Genomic DNA, 17771 nt, shown 5'->3' with positions numbered 1-17771 from the left:
TATTTGAAAGATTAAATAAATACAACTAAAAAAAATATTTAACAAGAAATTTAATAGATACAAAATGTTCTGAGAACAGCATTTCTGATTTCCTTTCATTAATAATCCTAAATTTGTGATTTGTTCAAACTCTTTTCTCCGATGAAAATTGATTACTTTTGTGAAAATTAATTGTTTTTATGCAAGTTGACCTTTCTACATTAGATCCTAAAAAAAATATTATTATTAAAGGCGCACAAGTACATAACTTAAAAAATGTAGATGTTGCGATTCCTCGAAATAAATTAGTTGTTATCACAGGACTTTCCGGATCAGGGAAATCAAGTCTGGCATTTGATACTTTATATGCCGAAGGACAACGTCGTTATGTAGAAAGTTTATCATCCTATGCACGACAATTTCTTGGTAGGTTAGACAAACCAAAAGTGGAATACATCAAAGGAATTGCTCCTGCAATTGCTATTGAACAAAAAGTAAACACAACAAATGCACGTTCTACAGTTGGTACTTCAACAGAAATTTACGATTATATAAAATTATTATTTGCTAGAATTGGACGCACTTATTCACCAATTTCTGGTCGAGAAGTGAAGAAAAATACGGTTACCGATGTGGTAAACGATGTGAAAAAATTTGACATTGACAGCAAATGGTTGCTACTTGCTCCTATTCATCTGGAAGAAGGCCGAAAACTGGAAGACAAACTAAAGGTACTTTTACAACAAGGTTTTGCCAGGATTCAAGTTGATAATGAAATGGTCCGTTTAGATGAAATCGATCAACATTCTTTAGACAATAAAGACATAAAACTCATTATTGATCGAATTGTTATCAATCCCGAAACTTCGGGAGAAGAAGAATTCTACAATCGATTGGCTGATGCTGTTCAAACCGCTTTTTTTGAAGGAAAAGGAATTTGTTATTTACAGGAATTAAATTCGGATAAAAGGTTTTCTTATTCTAATAATTTCGAATTGGATGGAATTACTTTCTTAGAACCTAATGTACACTTATTCAGTTTCAACAATCCTTATGGGGCTTGCCCAGTATGTGAAGGGTACGGAAATATAATAGGAATTGATGCCGAATTAGTCGTGCCAAATACGACTTTATCCGTATTTGAGAACGCTATTTTCCCATGGAGAGGTGAAAGTATGAGTTGGTTTAGAGATGAATTAGTAAACAACGCTTACAAATTTGACTTTCCTATCCACAAACCTTTTTATCAATTATCTGAAGATCAAAAAGAATTGATTTGGAATGGAAACACCTATTTTCAAGGTCTGAATGATTTCTTTAAGGAATTGGAAGAAAAAAATTATAAGATTCAAAACCGTGTAATGCTTTCTCGTTATCGAGGTAAAACCAAATGCCATTCCTGCAAAGGAAAACGCTTGCGAATAGAAGCTTCTTACGTAAAAATTAATGACAAAACTGTTTCTGATTTAGTTGATTTACCTATTAAGCATTTGGTTGCTTTTTTTGAAAGTATTGCTTTAGATCTTTACGAAAAGCAAATTGCAAAACGACTATTGCTGGAAATTAATAATAGATTATCGTTTTTAACCGAAGTTGGATTAGATTATCTTACTTTAAATAGAAATTCAGCAACACTTTCCGGTGGAGAATCTCAACGTATCAATTTAGCGACCTCATTAGGAAGCAGCTTGGTTGGGTCTATGTATATTCTGGACGAACCCAGCATTGGTTTACATCCAAAAGACACTGAACGCCTCATAAAAGTATTATTATCATTACGCGATTTAGGCAATACTGTTATCGTAGTCGAACATGATGAAGACATTATGAAGGCCGCTGATATGATTATAGATATTGGTCCTGAGGCGGGAACTTTAGGCGGAAATTTAGTTGCCCAAGGAACGTATGACGAAATCCTAAAATCAACTTCACTGACGGCAAAATATCTGAATGGCGATTTAGAAATTACTGTTCCCAAAAAACGAAGACCCTTCAAGAATTTTATAGAAATAAAAGGCGCCAGAGAAAACAATCTGCAAAATATTGATGTTACGTTTCCTTTGGACGTATTAACGGTTATTACAGGAGTTTCTGGAAGTGGAAAAAGTACGCTTGTAAAGAAAATTTTGTTTCCGGCTATGCAAAAAAAACTGGAAAATGCAGGCGAAAAAGCGGGTCAATTTACTGAAATGACCGGTTCATTTTCTCAAATTAAACACATTGAATACGTAGACCAAAACCCAATAGGAAGAAGTTCTCGTTCTAATCCGGTGACATATATCAAAGCTTATGATGATATTCGAGAATTGTATGCCAAAGAAAAATTATCAAAAATAAGAGGATATCAGGCCAAACATTTTTCTTTTAATGTTGACGGTGGAAGATGTGAAACCTGCAAAGGAGAAGGTTCTATAAATGTGGAAATGGTTTTCATGGCTGATGTACAATTACCTTGTGAAACCTGTAATGGAAAACGCTTTAAGAAAGAAGTCTTGGAAGTAGCTTTTGAAGGCAAAAATATACATGATATACTTACTATGACTATTGATGATGCCATTGCATTTTTTATAGCTAATAAGCAAGCTAAAATCACTCAAAAGTTACAACCGTTGCAAGATGTTGGATTGGGATATGTACAACTAGGGCAATCTTCTTCTACATTATCAGGTGGTGAGGCACAACGTATAAAACTGGCTTCATTCTTAGTGAAAGGAGCTACAAAAGACAAAGCGCTTTTTGTATTTGACGAACCTACAACAGGATTGCATTTTCATGACATCAAGAAACTATTGGCTTCATTTGATGCTTTAATAGACAAAGGTCATTCGATAATTGTGATCGAACATAATCTTGACCTTATAAAATGTGCAGACTGGATTATTGATTTAGGTCCCGAAGGAGGAGAAAATGGAGGTAAATTATTGGCTGTGGGAACACCTGAAGAAATTGTAAAAATAAAAAAATCAATTACTGGAAAATACCTAAAGGAAAAATTATAAAAAAAGCTATTCTGAATAGCATTTTTCTTCAAAGGTATTTCCATCTTCATCGATGGCAATCAATATCTTTTTTTCTTTAGAAGCTACATAGGTTAAATAAACCCAAGCTACAGACCATAATCCTAATGTCAGACAAAAAAGTAAAAAATTAAAAGTGTGATCTACTTCTTTCCCTCCTTTTGATAAAATCGCAAAAGGTAATTTATCATTTCTTTCTGTAATAATAAATCCATTATGAATTTTATTAGCAATGATATTTGAAAATTTTTGTAAATTTTCTTCGTTAGTCATGTGGTTAATTTTCATAATTTCTGTTTTTATTATTAGCCAATTAATCCTATTTTACTCCAATTAATTAATTCAAATAATTAAAAACAAAATTAGGAGTTCAATCTAATTTGTACAATACCCACTTTTAGTGATATTTGCCCAAATGCTAAACACTTAAAATCTCATTCTCTAACTATCAAAATACACTACAAATGTATTTTTAATAAAATGTTAAAGCATTACAAAATATTTGGATAAACTTATAAAATTCACACTATTAAAATCAAAAAACATTCTAAACTAGAAGATTAGAAATATGACATTTATGAATAATAATATGGATTAAATAAGGAGAAAATATAATTCAAGTATGAATTAGGTTATACTTGAAAAAAAAATTATTTCTTTTAGTATTCAAAAAAACACTTCAGTTAAAGCACCTTTCTTTTTCTTTGTTTATTTAACATAAACGGTGGAGTATTTCAGCTATTGAATTGTTCTTTTAGAGCAAAAGAACTCTTAATTTTATTATATATTTATTTTCAACTTTTTCAAAACAGCATCAAGAACTTGATTTATTTCAGTTGAAACAACAAATTTATAATTAAGATAAACATATAAAATAGTTACCAAAACAGATTTTAATCCAATAGCAATTATTGGATTTAAAGGAAATTCCCAAAAATAAAACAACAAGAACAAAACAAAAGTAATTGCCATAGAATGCAATGTTTGGTCCGTGAAAGGAAACAGATCCAAGCGTTTGACCACAAAAAGTAATTTGGCTAAACTGTACAAAGTAATTGATAATAAAGTGGCAAAAGCTGATCCGATAATTCCATATATTGGAATAAAAATCATATTCAATCCTATAGTCAAAATCACTAAAAAAACGCCTAAAAACAATACCGCTCTGTAGTATTTAGTATTAAATATTATAGCATTGTTATTACCCAACATCAAGTCAAAATATTTAGAAATTCCAATCATAAAAACGACCAAAATACCGCCACTATATTCTTTTGGCACCATTTCATACAATTGATTGATATTTACAAAAATGCACAACATTACAAAACCACCCACAATTTGCAGATTGATTGATGTTTTTTTATACAAACTATTTAGTTCGTCGTGTTTATTCTCGTGCATTAACTTTGCAGTAATTGGATAAACAATTTGATGCATGGCACGGCTTGGAACTGATATGACCAAAGCTATATAAGTAGCAACAGAATAATATGCAATATTCTCAATCTTCATGTATTGGTTCAAAATAATTTTATCGCCATCCAAAAGTAAATTAGCCACACTTCCGGATAAAATGATATAAAAAGTGTACTCCATTATCCCTTTTACATTGTGTGGAATCGAAAATTGAAAAACAGGCTTCTTTATATAAAATGCATATAGCATCGTAACAATAAAAGCTAGGAAATAAATACCGGCAGTAATATATACAAAATCAACAACCGTAATCCAATGAAAGTAAACTCCAATCAATATAAATAAAGAAAATAAACGCAGACCAACTTCCTTGATAAAATTCCCAAAAACAGAAAACATATGCACTCTTGCCCAAGCATAAAATATTTCAAAATAAGCCATGCACAATCCTGTAAACGGGATAAGCCAAATAAAATCTTTCACTACAGCATTTTTCTTAGAAATAAAAAATGAAATCTCATCAAAGAAAAAGAATCCAATTATTCCTAAAGGAATACACATTAATAATGGGAATAATATTGTAAAAGATAGAAACTGAGATCGCTCCTCTTCAGTTTCATATTGTGCATAAAATTTCACAAGAGTATTTTGCATACCAATCGCAAATAAAGGCATAATAACATTTGCAGCCGATAGAACATAATTCGTCAACGCATAATATGTTGCTCCAAGAAAAACAGGATATAAATAAAGTGTATTTATAGCCCCAATTCCAAAACCGATATAAGTTATTATTGTATTCTTTAAAGACTGATTTAATACTATTCCCATTTTAGGAGTTTAAGGTTTAAAGTTGCAAAAAAGACTAATCTTTTAATTAATCAATTGTGCTAATTCTTTGGTAAGATTCTTTCTGGAATATTTTTGCAAACCCACTCCATTCGATTGTAATTTTCCTGCCAAAAACTGATTATAAAAGTCCAAAATTACACTTTTTAGTTTCACTTTTTCAGAATAATCAAAAAACACACCTGTATTCGTTTCAGTTATGATTTCGGCAAAATCAGAACCGCTGGGTCCAATCGCAACAATTGGTCTTCCAGAAACCATATATTCGAATAATTTTCCCGGTATAATGCTTTTCGTATCCTCAGAATCAATTTCTACAAGCAATAAAACCTGTGATCTTCTTTGATGAGCAATTGCCTCCGCATGGGAAACGTAGCCTAAATTATTCAAATACCCATTTAATCCAAATTGGGTAATAGTTTCCAATACTTCCTGACTTACGGCTCCAATTAATTTTATTTCTAAATGGGATTTAAAATCTGGGATTTCTTCAAGCAATTCAACCAAACTCTTCCATAGAATCAAAGGATTTCTTTCCGAAAGAAAAGAACCAATATGAGCCAAACTAAATTTAGAATCTAAAGTTTGTTTTTCAACATTCTCCGTATCATAACCATTGGTTATAACAGCAATTGGTTTGGTTGTAATGGCTTCAAATTCGGTTTTTGTAGTTTTACTGGTTACAATAATCGTATCGGCAGCATTCAAAACCTGTTGTTCTAATTTTTTGTGTTTTTTGGCTGCATAATTAGATAATCGCAAGGATTTATGGTACCCAATAGTTGTCCACGGATCTCTGAAATCAGCAAACCATTTTAGATTTAATTTTTGTTTTAATTCTAGTCCTATAAGATGTAAACTGTGCGGCGGCCCCGAAGTAACAATCGTATCAATATTATTCTCCACAATATACTTCTCTAGATAAGCAACCGATGGTTTTACCCAAAAAACACGGGCATCCGGAATAAAAAGATTCCCTCGAATCCAAAGAAAGGTTTTATCAAGAAAACTTTGTTTCTTCTTATTGGGAATAATTCCCGAACTGATTTTTTTGGTTTTGTTTTTCGAAAGAAACGAAGCTAATTGATACGGTTCAAAAATTTTCTGTTTTAAAATAATTACCTTTTCCGAAACTTCTTTTACTAAATTTTTATCAACAATTGGATACGTAGGATTCTCAGGAATATATACAATAGGTTGAATTCCAAAGTCGGGTAAATATTTGACAAATTTAAGCCAACGTTGAACGCCTGGTCCTCCAGCCGGTGGCCAATAGTAGGTGATTATTAAGAGTTTCTTTGGTTCCAAGTTTAAGGTTTAGAAGTTTAAGGTTTAGAAGTTTAAGGTTTAGAAGTTTAAATTAAAACTTCTGAAGTCAAAAATCGTTAATCAACAATCTTCAATCATTTTTTTTTATTTAGCTTTTCTAACTCTTCAATATCTAAAATATCTTTGGGTCTGTTTGTAGCTTTTTTAGCTTTTATCAAATTATCATAATCTAAAAAATACACAGGAATTTCTTTTAAGATAACAATCGTTGAATTTTGTAGCAAACTGTCAAATTTTTCATCTTCTAACCCTTTAATAGAAGTCATCACATCTAATCTCAAGCCATAAGAAATAGTAAAATCTGTAAATCCAGTAACAAATTGCATGGTTTCAAGTGATGCAAAATCTCCAATTCCAATTGCTGCAAAAGCGAGACGAAGATTTTTTCTATTTTCAATAGTATCGTCAATCAATATATCAATATCCCCAGTATTTCTGGTATAACCATAAATATTTACTGCCAATCCACCAATGGTTAGATAACGAACATTGTTTTCGTTGAGTTTTTCCCAAATGTCTAAAATTTCTTGAAGCATTATTTTTTCTGAATAATTCTTGGCGCAGTTTTTAAGGCATACGAAATCTCAACCAAAGCCATAAATCTTTCTATTCTTTCAGAGTACAACTTTTGCAAATCAGAAGTTTCAATTTCTTTTTGTATCAATCTATTTTCCTTTTTATATAAAGATTTCATATTCAAATGTACAATTTTAGAAAAACATTTCGACTAATTCTTATATTCTATTCTCATTTACTTGCTTTCTTCTCTGCTCGAAATAAATTCCACCAATTAAAAGTAACAGCATTCCAATCGAACTAAAAAGTGCAATTATACTTCCTGTTTTTATAACTTGTGGTTCAAACTTGAATTCAACAGCATGCTTTCCTGCAGGAACAACAAGTGCTCGTAGCGTATAATCTACACGTATGTGAGGGGTTACTTTACCATCTATATAAGCATTCCAACCTTTTCCATAATAAATTTCAGAGAAAACAGCTAAGCCTTCATTTCCATTATTCGAAGTATATTTTAAATCATTGGGTTTGTATGAATCCAAAGTTAATGTAGCCGAACTGTCTTTGGCGAAAGCCTTATTTTCAATTTCGAATTCTTTTTGATTGACAACTGCCACATTTTTAGAATCTAATTTATCCAATGCTTTCATTTCTTCATCAGTAGAAGGGACTAATTTTACCTGACTTACAAACCAAGCGTTTCCATTAGTGTTAGGATTTTGAGTTGGGATAGAATTACCTGTGGTATCTTTTTGAATTACATACTTAACATTAAGCATATTAAGAACTTCCATATTATTTTTGGCAATTTGGTAATCAATTAATTGCTGCATTCTTTGAGGCCTCACAGCACTATAACCACCTATCGATTTATGGAAATAAGAAGTTCTGGCGCCTAATAAATCACCCACTTCAAAAACTCTGTAATTAGTAGTATCTTTTAGGATTTGGGCATCTGCAGGTGTTTCCTGAAAAGGTACTTCTACTTCTCTTCCGTTGACAAAATCTTTACCTGAAACATATTTTTTATCAACAAAAAATAAATCAAAAATCATTAAAATACCTACCAAAATGATAGCTGTATTCTGAGTGAATTTATTTTTTATAAACAACCACAAAACACCTGCTGAAAGCAAAATAAAGAAACCAGAACGCAATAAATCTGCTGAATATAAACTCTTTCTGTCTTCTTTGAGTGCGTTTATAAAATCCGGTCCATAATTTTGCAAATAATACTCGTCACTACCACCTGAAAAACTAAACAGGCCTTTGCATAAGAACAAAATCAAAATCACTCCCAAACTAAAAACGCCAGTTTCTAATAACGCTTTTTCCTGCAGTTTTGGAATCGTTTTATCTAATTTGAAAAAAGATTGTAATCCCATAATGGCAAGAACAGGAAAGCATAACTCCAAAACTACCTGTATCGAGGAAACTGCTCTAAACTTATCATACATGGGAACATGATCAATAAAAAAGTCCGTCAAAGCAGGGAAATTTTTACCCCAAGAAAGCACTAATGCCACAAGTGCTCCCGAAAGAAATACATATTTAATTTTTCGTTTGTCAGTAAACAAAGCTAAGATTCCTAAAAAGAAAACTACAGCTCCAATATAAGCAGGTGCAGCAACAATAGGTTGATCACCCCAATAGGTTGGCATTCCTGAAACAAAATCGTTAGCCTGTGCTTCGGGTACACCTTTACCGATCATGAAGTTGTACATTTCGCTATCTTGACCTAACGCTTCATGATTTGATCCCCCAAAAAGTCTTGGAGCAATAAGATTGAAACTTTCGGCTATCCCATAACTGTATTCTGTAATATAATCATGCGTCATTGCACTATTACTCGTCGTTTTTGACCCATCAGGATTAAAGGTTAATTCGCTTTTACCTCGAATACTAAAATTAGTATACTCGGCTGTTGCCAATAAATTAGTCGCATTGGCACCCAAAGCAAAAATCCCGGCAACCACCAAAACACCAAAAGAATACAACAGTGATTTATATTCCTGCTCTTTTATTGCCTGATAAATAAAATAACCAGAAAGGATTAATAAGAAAATCAACAAGTAATACGTCATTTGAAAGTGGTTGGCATTAATTTCTAATGCCACAGCAAACATGGTCAGCAAACCGCCTGAAATGTATTTTTTTCGAAAAACTAAAATAAAACCAGCAATAACGAGCGGCATATAAGCAATAGCATGCGCTTTCGCATTATGCCCAACACCTAGTATAATAATCAAATAAGTAGAAAAACCAAAAGCCAATGCACCGAAAAAGGCTTTCAAAGGATCTATTTTTAATACTAACATTAACCCATAAAAACCAAGAAAGTACAGGAATAAATAATCGGCAGGACGAGGTAAAAACCGTAAAGCATCATCAATTTTCCCAATATAATCATGAGGATAATTAGCACCAAGCTGATAAGTTGGCATTCCTCCAAAAGCTGAGTTTGTCCAATAAGGTTCCACATGATCTGAGGCTCTAAAATCATTTTGCTCCTTTGCCATTCCAGTGTATTGAGCAATATCCGATTGGGAAATTTGTTTTCCTTGCAACACAGGATAAAAATATATTAGAGATGTGAGCACAAAGCCAAATATGGCCAGCGCATGCGGATAGAACTTATTTATTATTTTCAATTTTTGAAAGTTTGGTTTAAAGTATTGAGATCTTAGTTTTACGGCAAATTTAATCTATTTCTTCGTAATCGACATAATCTCCTACTTTTTTGGTTTCACGAGGATTTTTGGCATTCGCAGCATTGTAAATCACTTCGTCTTTACTTTGCGTTGTTTTCCAAGAATTATCCTGTGAATATTGTTGTTGCTGTTGAAAATTTTGACCCGCTTTCTCCACTACTTTCTTAACTAATAAAGGCAAGAATAACTTTGCCAAAAATTTAAAAATGTAATAGAAAGCCAGAATATAAAATATCGTTTCTATAAAACCCGTAAAAGAAGCTGTTTGCATAATCAAATATTTTTTGCAAAATTAACAAATCCAACATTCAAAATTAAAATATCATTCTTAAATAAATAATAAAATATAGTACATTTGAAAAGCGTTATTACTTTTTAACCCAAAAAAAATAATATGTTCAAAATCAAAATCTTATTTTTAGCTGCACTTTTTATGATTCCGAGTATTCATTATGGACAGCATACGGATCAAATCAACTCTAACAGACCCGGTGAAACCATGTCAGCTTTTGCAGTTGGAAAATCAGTAATCCAAATAGAAACAGGTATTTACGGCATCAAAGAAAAACATAATTTATTGAATTATGACGCTAATGGCTTTGGGATTGACGCCACATTAAGATGGGGATTGTTCATGGAAAAATTAGAATTGGTTGCTGATTTACAATACCAAAACGAGAAATTTACCACACTATTCAACAATACGAATCGATCCGCTTTGAAACAAACGGTTTTAGGAGCTAAATACCTAATTTACGATCCTTTTAAAAATTACGAAAAAAAGATAAATGTTTACAGTTGGAAAGCCAACCATGCTTTCAATTGGCATCAATTAATTCCCGCTGTTTCCGTATTTGCGGGAGCTAATTTTACAATGGCAGACAATCCATATTCATTTTCTCCAAAATCCAGCATATCCCCAAAAATCATGTTGATTACACAAAACCATTTAGGGGACGGAAAATGGGTTTTTGTAACCAATATCATAGCCGATTATATTTCGACTGATTATCCTAGTTATGGTTACGTATTAACCTTAACAAGAGGATTTAATGACAAATGGTCCGGATTTATAGAAAATCAAGGCTTCAAAAGTGATTTTTACAGTGATGCCATTGTTCGTGGAGGCGCTGCTTATTTACTAAATAAGGACATGCAAATTGATGCTTCAATAAGTACTAATTTCAAAGATACTCCAACCGTTCTTTATGGTGGAGTTGGTTTTTCCTGGCGTTATGATGCTAATTATCAAGAAGTGCGAATGAGTATTGACAGTGGAGGCGATAAAAAATCGAAATCAGTTAAAAAAGCAGAGAAAAAAAATAAAAAACGCAAAGACGAAATAGAAAACATACAATAAAAAGAATAATGATTACAATACTAGAAGCAAAAACAAAAAAAGAGTTAACGGATTATATCAAATTCCCTTTTTCTCTATATAAAGACAATAAATACTGGGTTCCACCAATCATTGCTGATGAATTGGAAACCTTCGACAAGACGAAAAATCCCGCTTTCGAAAATGCTGAAGCCTACTTTTATATCGCTTACAAAGGCAACGAAATTGTAGGCCGAATCGCTGCCATAATCAATTGGAGCGAAGTAAATGATCAGCAAAAAAAGAAAGTTCGTTTTGGTTGGTTTGATGTAATCGATGATATCGAAGTAACAAAAGCACTTTTAGAAAAAGTATATGAATTAGGTCGAAAAAACAATCTAGAACATGTTGAAGGCCCAATGGGATTTTCTAATTTAGATAAAGTTGGCGTTTTGACGGAAGGTTTTGACGAAATAGGAACAATGATTACTTGGTATAATCATCCTTATTACGCCAGTCATTTTGAGCAATTGGGATATAGCGTAGAAAAAAAATACTTAGAAAGTAAATTTCCTTTCGAAAACGTAAAACCGGAATTTTTTGAAAAGGCAAATGATTTGGTAAAAAGAAGATACCAGTTAAGTCCGCTTAATTTCAAAACTACCAAAGAAGTAATGCCACATGTAGATAAAATGTTTGATTTATTCAACGAATCTTATGCTTCTTTATCGTCTTTTGTAGCTATTTCTGACATTCAAAAAGAGTATTTCAAGAAAAAATACATCAGTTTTATCAATCCAGAATTCATCAAATTTGTAGAAGATAAAGACCATAATATTGTTGCTTTTAGTATTGTGATGCCTTCATTTTCGGAAGCATTGCAAAAATCAAAAGGAAAATTATTCCCATTTGGATTCCTCCATTTGCTGAAAGCCAAAAACCAAAGTAAGGATATGATTTTCTATCTGATTGGTGTGCATCCTGATTATCAAAACAAAGCGGTAACGGCTATAATTTTTAATGAATACTACCTCACTTTCAAAGAAAAAGGTGTCGTCAATTGTTTCAGAACTCCTGAATTAGCAGATAACCTAGCCATTCACAACTTATGGAAACATTTTAATCCGATAGTTCATAAACGCAGATGTACTTTTTTAAAGAATTTATAGTACTTTAGATTGTAGTACTAAAACTAAAAAATCCATTGACTTAGGGTAATGGATTTTTTTTGTTTTAAATAGTTCAATTTTTAAAAGATAAATTACATTTTACAATCCACTTTTGACAAAACTATATTCCCGTCAAATTTTAATTGTTTCGTGTCTTTAAAAGTTACTTTTCCCTTATTATCATCTACAACATCACCAAAACCTTCAACATAAGTATTCCCTTTTTTCAAGAAAACAACTTGACGAATAGTGGCAAGACCTTCGGACATAAAAGCATAGTCAGCAAAAAGCGTATCACCTTTTATTTTCCCAACTAATGTTCCAAAGCTTTTATCTTTCTCATAGAAATTATAACTCAATTTCCCCGAAGTCAATTGATCTCCCTTTATATCCAAAGTCATTGAAATCGTATCCTTTTTTATAATTGCGCTATAACATTCTTCGGATACAGGTTCTTCAACAGCTATTTTTTCTGATGCAGCTGGAGCTCCTTCTTTTTCTTTTTTACAAGAAATCAGAACACTCATAAAAACGACTCCTAATACAATTACTTTTTTCATAAATATCCATTTTAGTTTTATAAATGTACGAATTCATAGCTAAATTCATTCCAAAAAAAATCCACCAGTCAAGACTGGTGGATTTTTATATAAAACTAAACACGGAACTAAGCGTCCAAATCAACTTTAGTTCGTGATGCAATTTCTTTATAGGTTCCGTTTTCTAATTTTTCACGGATTGCTTCAAAAGCAGTTAATGTTTCATCAATATCTGCCAAAGTATGTGAAGCTGTAGGTGTCATTCTTAATAAAATAATCCCTTTTGGAATCACAGGATAAATAACAATCGACAAGAAAATTCCGTAATTTTCTCTCAAATCATTGACCATAACCATTGCTTCCGGCACACTTCCTTCAAGATAAACTGGTGTAACACAAGTATTCGTATCACCAATATTGAAATTTTTAGAACGCAATCCGCCTTGTAACGCATTAACGATTACCCAAAGTTTATCTTTTAATGAAGATGAATTTCGCAACAATTCCAATCTTTTCAACGAACCAATAGTTTGAATCATTGGTAAAGCTTTAGCAAACATTTGCGAACGCAAATTGTATTTTAGGTAATCAATGATTGCTGCATCGGCAGCCACAAAAGCACCAATGTTAGCCATAGATTTTGCAAAAGTCGAGAAATAAACATCAATATCATCCTGCACTCCTTGCTCCTCACCTGCTCCTGCTCCTGTTGCTCCAAGAGTTCCAAAACCATGCGCATCATCTACAAGCAAACGGAAATTGTATTTTTGCTTCATAGCAACAATCTCTTTCAATTTTCCTTGTTGCCCACGCATTCCAAAAACACCTTCGGTAATAAAAAGAATCCCTCCACCATTTTCTGTAGCTAATTTTGTAGCACGTTGAAGATTTTTCTCCATGCTTTCTATATCATTATGCTTATAGGTAAAACGTTTTCCCATATGCAAACGAACTCCGTCAATAATACAAGCATGTGCATCAACATCATATACAATTACGTCATTTTTAGTAACCAAAGCATCAATAATTGACACCATTCCTTGGTATCCAAAATTCAATAAATAAGCCGATTCTTTCATTACAAAAGCAGCAAGTTCTTGCTCTAATTGCTCATGATATTTAGTGTGACCACTCAACATACGGGCACCCATTGGGTAAGCCGCGCCATATTGTGCCGCTGCATCTGCATCTGCTTTACGAACTTCAGGGTGATTTGCAAGACCTAAATAGTCATTCAAACTCCAGTTCAAAACATCCTTTCCAGCAAACTGCATTCTTGGACCCAATTCTCCTTCTAATTTAGGAAAAACAAAATAACCTTCAGCTTGCGAAGCCCATTTTCCTAATGGCCCTTTATTGTTTTGAATCCTTTCGAATAAATCTTTTACCATAATATATCAAGTAATAATTTTAATTTTAAGAAGTTGCAAAAATAATTATTTAAATTTTATAAAGGTATTGAAAGTAAATTTATTTTTCAGGAGCTACTTCCTGCTCTACACTGTATCTTTTGTGCCGTCAAAGAAGATTGCTTTGTCCCTAGCAATGACGGCACAAAAGGATGCCATTTCGATCAGGGCTAAAAAGCGTATTCATCAATAAACTTTGTATATTTGAATAAATATTTCAACATTAGAAATTTATGTCCCAAGATACAAAAGAATTAAAACTAGCCGTTCTCATTGATGCTGACAACGTTCCGTACAGTAATGTAAAAGGAATGATGGAAGAAATAGCCAAATTTGGGACGCCAACCACCAAACGTATTTACGCTGATTGGACCAAACCAAATGCTGGAGGCTGGAAAAGTGTTTTATTGGAACATGCTATCACACCTATCCAACAATACAGTTACACGGTGGGTAAAAACTCTTCTGATTCAGCGATGATTATTGACGCAATGGATTTGTTATATTCGGATAAAGTAGATGGTTTTTGTATTGTTTCCAGTGATTCTGACTTTACACGTTTAGCCATTAGACTCCGGGAATCTGGAATGAAAGTCATTGGAATTGGGGAACAAAAAACACCCAATTCATTTATTGTAGCCTGTGATCGATTTATTTACATTGAAGTATTGGATGGCGCCATCAAGAAAAAAGCAAAAAAACGATCGGCTGACACTAAAAAACCTGTGGAGAAACCCGTAGAGAAGCCTGTTGAGAAATCATTAAACAAAATAGATGTAGACACGATAGAACTTATCGAAACCACAATAGAAGATATTTGTGATGATGACGGCTGGGCTTTTCTTGGAGATGTAGGTAATCTTATTGTAAAAAGAAAACCTGAATTTGACCCAAGAAATTACGGCTTTGCAAAACTGACCCCCATGCTAAAATCCCTTACCGATATTCTTGAAATCGACGAAAGAGAATCTGACAAAAAAGGAATCAAACACGTTTATGTGCGATTGCGTTTCAGTTAAACTAAGTTTTTCACAACCTGAAATAAAACTTCTTTCTTAATTGGTTTCGATAAATAATCATTAATTCCAATTTCCTTAACGCGCTGTTTTGTGGTTTCCATCACATCAGCGGTTACTGCAATAATTGGTATATTACTATTATGTGTTCCTGCTTCACCATTTCTAATGGCAATCGTAGCTTCATAACCATCCATTATTGGCATTTGAAGATCCATTAATACAATATCAAACTGGTTTGTTTTGAAAGCATCCAGACATTCCTGACCATTATTTGCATAAACTACAGTCGTATTCAACCATTTTTTTGTAATCATTTTAACAACCATTTGATTAATGGGATTATCTTCAACCACTAAGATTGATTTACCTCCTAAATCATAAATAATCGGCTCAATTACCACTTCTTTTACTTTTTGTTGTTCTGCCACATCAAAGTCAATTGTAATTTTAAACGTTGAACCCTCATTGACTTTACTATCCATTAAAATAGTTCCGTTTTGCATATCTACAAGAGTTTTTACGATATAAAGCCCTAATCCAAGTCCGCCAAATTTTCGCTTATTATCGATATTATTTTGAGAGAAAGAATCAAAAATACTGTTCATTTTATCTTTGGAAATCCCCACACCAGAATCCGAAACAGTCAAAATCAAACTGGCTTTATTATTAGGTTTCAATTCAGCATCAATACTGAATTTCACAAATCCAGTAGCCGTAAATTTAATGGCATTATTCAAGACATTGTTTACGACCTGTACCAATCGGGTCACATCTCCAATTAAAAAATCAGGAATAGTGTCTGATTTTGAAAACTGAAATTCCAACCCTTTATCTTTAGCTATATTGATGGCATTATTCTTCAAATGTTCTAAAACCTGTACCGGATCAAATTGATTATTTTCCAATATTAATTCCCTTTTTTCAATTTTAGAAAAGTCCAAAATATCATTGACGGAACTCAATAAGCTATGGGAAGAATACTTTATAATCTGACAATTTTTTCTAATTTTATCATCTTGAACTTCACTGGAAATAGAATCTATTAAATTCATAATGGCATTCAACGGAGTTCGTAATTCATGACTGATATTTGACAAGAAATACGATTTCAAATCATTCATTTCTTCGGAACGAACCAAAGCAAGACGATTGAGTTCATTCTTTTCATTTTTAAGATTTCGGATTAAATTTGACATCGAAAGCGAAAGAAAAATAATCTCTAAACCGGTACCTAACTTAGAACTGTTTTCTGTTAAAAAATTATTAGGAACCTGACCAAAATTGTTCAGAATAAAAACCCCAAATCCTAGAATTAAAAAGAAAACCCCAATGGTAAATAAAGAGTCTATTGGCTTTTTTTTATAATAAAGATATCCAATGGAACAAATAATCAAAATCAAAAATATTAATGCTAATACATTCACCAACATATAACAATACAACAATGTAGCAGGAAGCAAAATTGCGCAAAATAATAAAACAAATAGTAATGCATAACTAACATTAAACAACGTATAAAATGTTTTACTATATTGTTTAATTTTTAAAAATACTTCACTGTATTTACCTGACAAAAAAGCGGCAATTATTGCAAAAAACAGTACTGCATGATTTGAAAACCAGCCACCGTAAGGCGTAACAATCTGAAAGAAAAAACCATCTAACGAAAATTGCAACAAACCAACAAAAACAACATACAAACTGTAGTATAAAAATGTTTTTTCGCGTAAGGCAAAAAAGAAAAAGAAATAAATAATAGCTACAATAACTAAAATACCATAGAAGATCCCAAATATCAATTGCTCTTTTGAAAGCATCCTTATAAAACTTTCAGAGGAATACAGTTTTATTGGCATTTTAATTACTTCACCATCACTCTTTAGATGTAAAAACAATTTTAAATTGGATTTTGGTGCTATTTCAATTTTAAAAATGGTTTTACGATTATCAAAACTTCGTTTGGAATAAGGAATATTATCGCCACTTATTGATTTAGTTATTTTTCCAGAAACACCATTAACAGCATACAACTCAACCAAATCAGTTATGGGACGAGCAGTTTCCAAATAATAGTTTAGAGATAAATTTGTAGGGTTCTCCAGTTCCGTTTTTGACCAAAAATTATTCTGAGTAAAGCCTAAATCATCACTTTCAGTTTTTAACTTTTTAACATTCAGTAAATTGTAATTTTTAATCACAAAATGAATATCTAAATTTCTTTGGCCAACATCCGTAATTGTAGTAAAATCATATAGGGAAATCTCTTTAGGAATTGCATCATTCCTAAAAACATATTGTGAATAAGTACTTGTAAAAAACAACAAGAAAAACAATAATTTCAAAGTAATCGAAAATTCAATGCATTTTTTATGACCCATGTTTAATAAATTACAATTAGACAAAAACACTTACGTAAAAAAGAGCTCTTTAGTTTTTTTAACTACTCCTTTTTAATTGTGCTTTTCTATTTTGTGAAATAAAACAATTCCTTTCAAAT

The 17771-nt window shown here is 32.1% G+C and carries 14 protein-coding genes; 4 read left to right on the top strand and 10 right to left on the bottom strand.

The features are described from left to right. The first annotated feature begins 179 nt into the window (after positions 1 to 179). Positions 180 to 2978 (top strand): excinuclease ABC subunit UvrA, encoded by a 2799-nt coding sequence (gene uvrA, locus OA85_RS01155; RefSeq protein WP_039107545.1) that lies wholly within the window; start codon positions 180 to 182, stop codon positions 2976 to 2978. A gap of 6 nt (positions 2979 to 2984) precedes the next feature. Here the strand turns inward: uvrA and OA85_RS01150 are convergent, their stop codons facing one another. From OA85_RS01150 to OA85_RS01125, 7 genes are all read right to left on the bottom strand, one after another. Beyond that, on the bottom strand, positions 2985 to 3284 hold the full coding sequence (locus OA85_RS01150) for a hypothetical protein (RefSeq protein ID WP_039107543.1): 300 nt from the start codon (positions 3282 to 3284) through the stop codon (positions 2985 to 2987). A 492-nt stretch (positions 3285 to 3776) separates the two neighbouring features. After that, positions 3777 to 5246 carry a lipopolysaccharide biosynthesis protein gene (locus tag OA85_RS01145; protein ID WP_039107540.1) on the bottom strand — a complete coding sequence of 490 codons (1470 nt, stop codon included), beginning with the start codon at positions 5244 to 5246 and terminating at the stop codon, positions 3777 to 3779. 42 nt (positions 5247 to 5288) lie between these two features. Further along, positions 5289 to 6572, bottom strand: coding sequence for a glycosyltransferase family 4 protein (locus OA85_RS01140; protein WP_039107536.1), 1284 nt, complete (start codon positions 6570 to 6572; stop codon positions 5289 to 5291). 95 nt (positions 6573 to 6667) lie between these two features. Beyond that, the gene (locus tag OA85_RS01135; RefSeq protein ID WP_039107534.1) at positions 6668 to 7129 is read right to left on the bottom strand and encodes a hypothetical protein; all 462 of its coding nucleotides are present in this window, start codon (positions 7127 to 7129) and stop codon (positions 6668 to 6670) included. Further along, positions 7129 to 7287: a hypothetical protein gene (locus OA85_RS17460; protein ID WP_165579406.1), complete on the bottom strand. Its 159-nt coding sequence runs from the start codon at positions 7285 to 7287 to the stop codon at positions 7129 to 7131. The genes OA85_RS01135 and OA85_RS17460 overlap by 1 nt, the downstream gene beginning before the upstream one ends. 40 nt (positions 7288 to 7327) lie before the next feature. Beyond that, positions 7328 to 9760, bottom strand: coding sequence for a YfhO family protein (locus tag OA85_RS01130; protein ID WP_039107532.1), 2433 nt, complete (start codon positions 9758 to 9760; stop codon positions 7328 to 7330). Between the two features lie 49 nt (positions 9761 to 9809). Then, a complete protein-coding gene (locus OA85_RS01125; RefSeq protein ID WP_035670903.1) occupies positions 9810 to 10091 on the bottom strand; it encodes a DUF4834 family protein in 282 nt (93 codons plus the stop codon). A gap of 123 nt (positions 10092 to 10214) precedes the next feature. Between OA85_RS01125 and OA85_RS01120 the strand changes: the two genes are divergently transcribed. Together OA85_RS01120 and OA85_RS01115 are read left to right on the top strand one after the other, a co-directional pair. Beyond that, positions 10215 to 11180 (top strand): transporter, encoded by a 966-nt coding sequence (locus tag OA85_RS01120; protein WP_039107530.1) that lies wholly within the window; start codon positions 10215 to 10217, stop codon positions 11178 to 11180. Between the two features lie 8 nt (positions 11181 to 11188). After that, on the top strand, positions 11189 to 12307 hold the full coding sequence (locus tag OA85_RS01115) for a hypothetical protein (RefSeq protein WP_039107529.1): 1119 nt from the start codon (positions 11189 to 11191) through the stop codon (positions 12305 to 12307). A gap of 92 nt (positions 12308 to 12399) precedes the next feature. Here OA85_RS01115 and OA85_RS01110 read toward each other — a convergent pair whose 3' ends face one another. Together OA85_RS01110 and OA85_RS01105 are read right to left on the bottom strand one after the other, a co-directional pair. Next, positions 12400 to 12867, bottom strand: coding sequence for a hypothetical protein (locus tag OA85_RS01110; protein ID WP_039107528.1), 468 nt, complete (start codon positions 12865 to 12867; stop codon positions 12400 to 12402). A gap of 107 nt (positions 12868 to 12974) precedes the next feature. Then, positions 12975 to 14237, bottom strand: a complete 1263-nt coding sequence (locus OA85_RS01105) for an aminotransferase class I/II-fold pyridoxal phosphate-dependent enzyme (RefSeq protein WP_039107526.1) — start codon at positions 14235 to 14237, stop codon at positions 12975 to 12977. A gap of 251 nt (positions 14238 to 14488) precedes the next feature. Here OA85_RS01105 and OA85_RS01100 point away from each other — a divergent pair, with 251 nt between their 5' ends. After that, positions 14489 to 15274: an NYN domain-containing protein gene (locus OA85_RS01100; RefSeq protein ID WP_039107524.1), complete on the top strand. Its 786-nt coding sequence runs from the start codon at positions 14489 to 14491 to the stop codon at positions 15272 to 15274. Here the strand turns inward: OA85_RS01100 and OA85_RS01095 are convergent. After that, on the bottom strand, positions 15271 to 17652 hold the full coding sequence (locus OA85_RS01095; protein WP_039107522.1) for a hybrid sensor histidine kinase/response regulator: 2382 nt from the start codon (positions 17650 to 17652) through the stop codon (positions 15271 to 15273). The genes OA85_RS01100 and OA85_RS01095 overlap by 4 nt on opposite strands. Positions 17653 to 17771 lie beyond the last annotated feature (119 nt).

Origin of the sequence: Flavobacterium sp. AED, assembly GCF_000812945.1 — a bacterium.
Classification (GTDB): Bacteria; Bacteroidota; Bacteroidia; order Flavobacteriales; family Flavobacteriaceae; genus Flavobacterium.
Note: the sequence above shows the minus strand (reverse complement) of the source record. Positions and strands in the feature narration are given on the sequence as shown.

Bases quoted from the DNA above. Each gene is read 5' to 3' on its own strand.
- uvrA (WP_039107545.1), top strand. From the start codon at position 180: ATGCAAGTTGACCTTTCTACATTAGATCCTAAAAAAAATATTATTATT.
- OA85_RS01150 (WP_039107543.1), bottom strand. From the start codon at position 3,284: ATGAAAATTAACCACATGACTAACGAAGAAAATTTACAAAAATTTTCA.
- OA85_RS01145 (WP_039107540.1), bottom strand. From the start codon at position 5,246: ATGGGAATAGTATTAAATCAGTCTTTAAAGAATACAATAATAACTTAT.
- OA85_RS01135 (WP_039107534.1), bottom strand. From the start codon at position 7,129: ATGCTTCAAGAAATTTTAGACATTTGGGAAAAACTCAACGAAAACAAT.
- OA85_RS17460 (WP_165579406.1), bottom strand. From the start codon at position 7,287: ATGAAATCTTTATATAAAAAGGAAAATAGATTGATACAAAAAGAAATT.
- OA85_RS01125 (WP_035670903.1), bottom strand. From the start codon at position 10,091: ATGCAAACAGCTTCTTTTACGGGTTTTATAGAAACGATATTTTATATT.
- OA85_RS01120 (WP_039107530.1), top strand. From the start codon at position 10,215: ATGTTCAAAATCAAAATCTTATTTTTAGCTGCACTTTTTATGATTCCG.
- OA85_RS01115 (WP_039107529.1), top strand. From the start codon at position 11,189: ATGATTACAATACTAGAAGCAAAAACAAAAAAAGAGTTAACGGATTAT.
- OA85_RS01110 (WP_039107528.1), bottom strand. From the start codon at position 12,867: ATGAAAAAAGTAATTGTATTAGGAGTCGTTTTTATGAGTGTTCTGATT.
- OA85_RS01105 (WP_039107526.1), bottom strand. From the start codon at position 14,237: ATGGTAAAAGATTTATTCGAAAGGATTCAAAACAATAAAGGGCCATTA.
- OA85_RS01100 (WP_039107524.1), top strand. From the start codon at position 14,489: ATGTCCCAAGATACAAAAGAATTAAAACTAGCCGTTCTCATTGATGCT.
- OA85_RS01095 (WP_039107522.1), bottom strand. From the start codon at position 17,652: ATGGGTCATAAAAAATGCATTGAATTTTCGATTACTTTGAAATTATTG.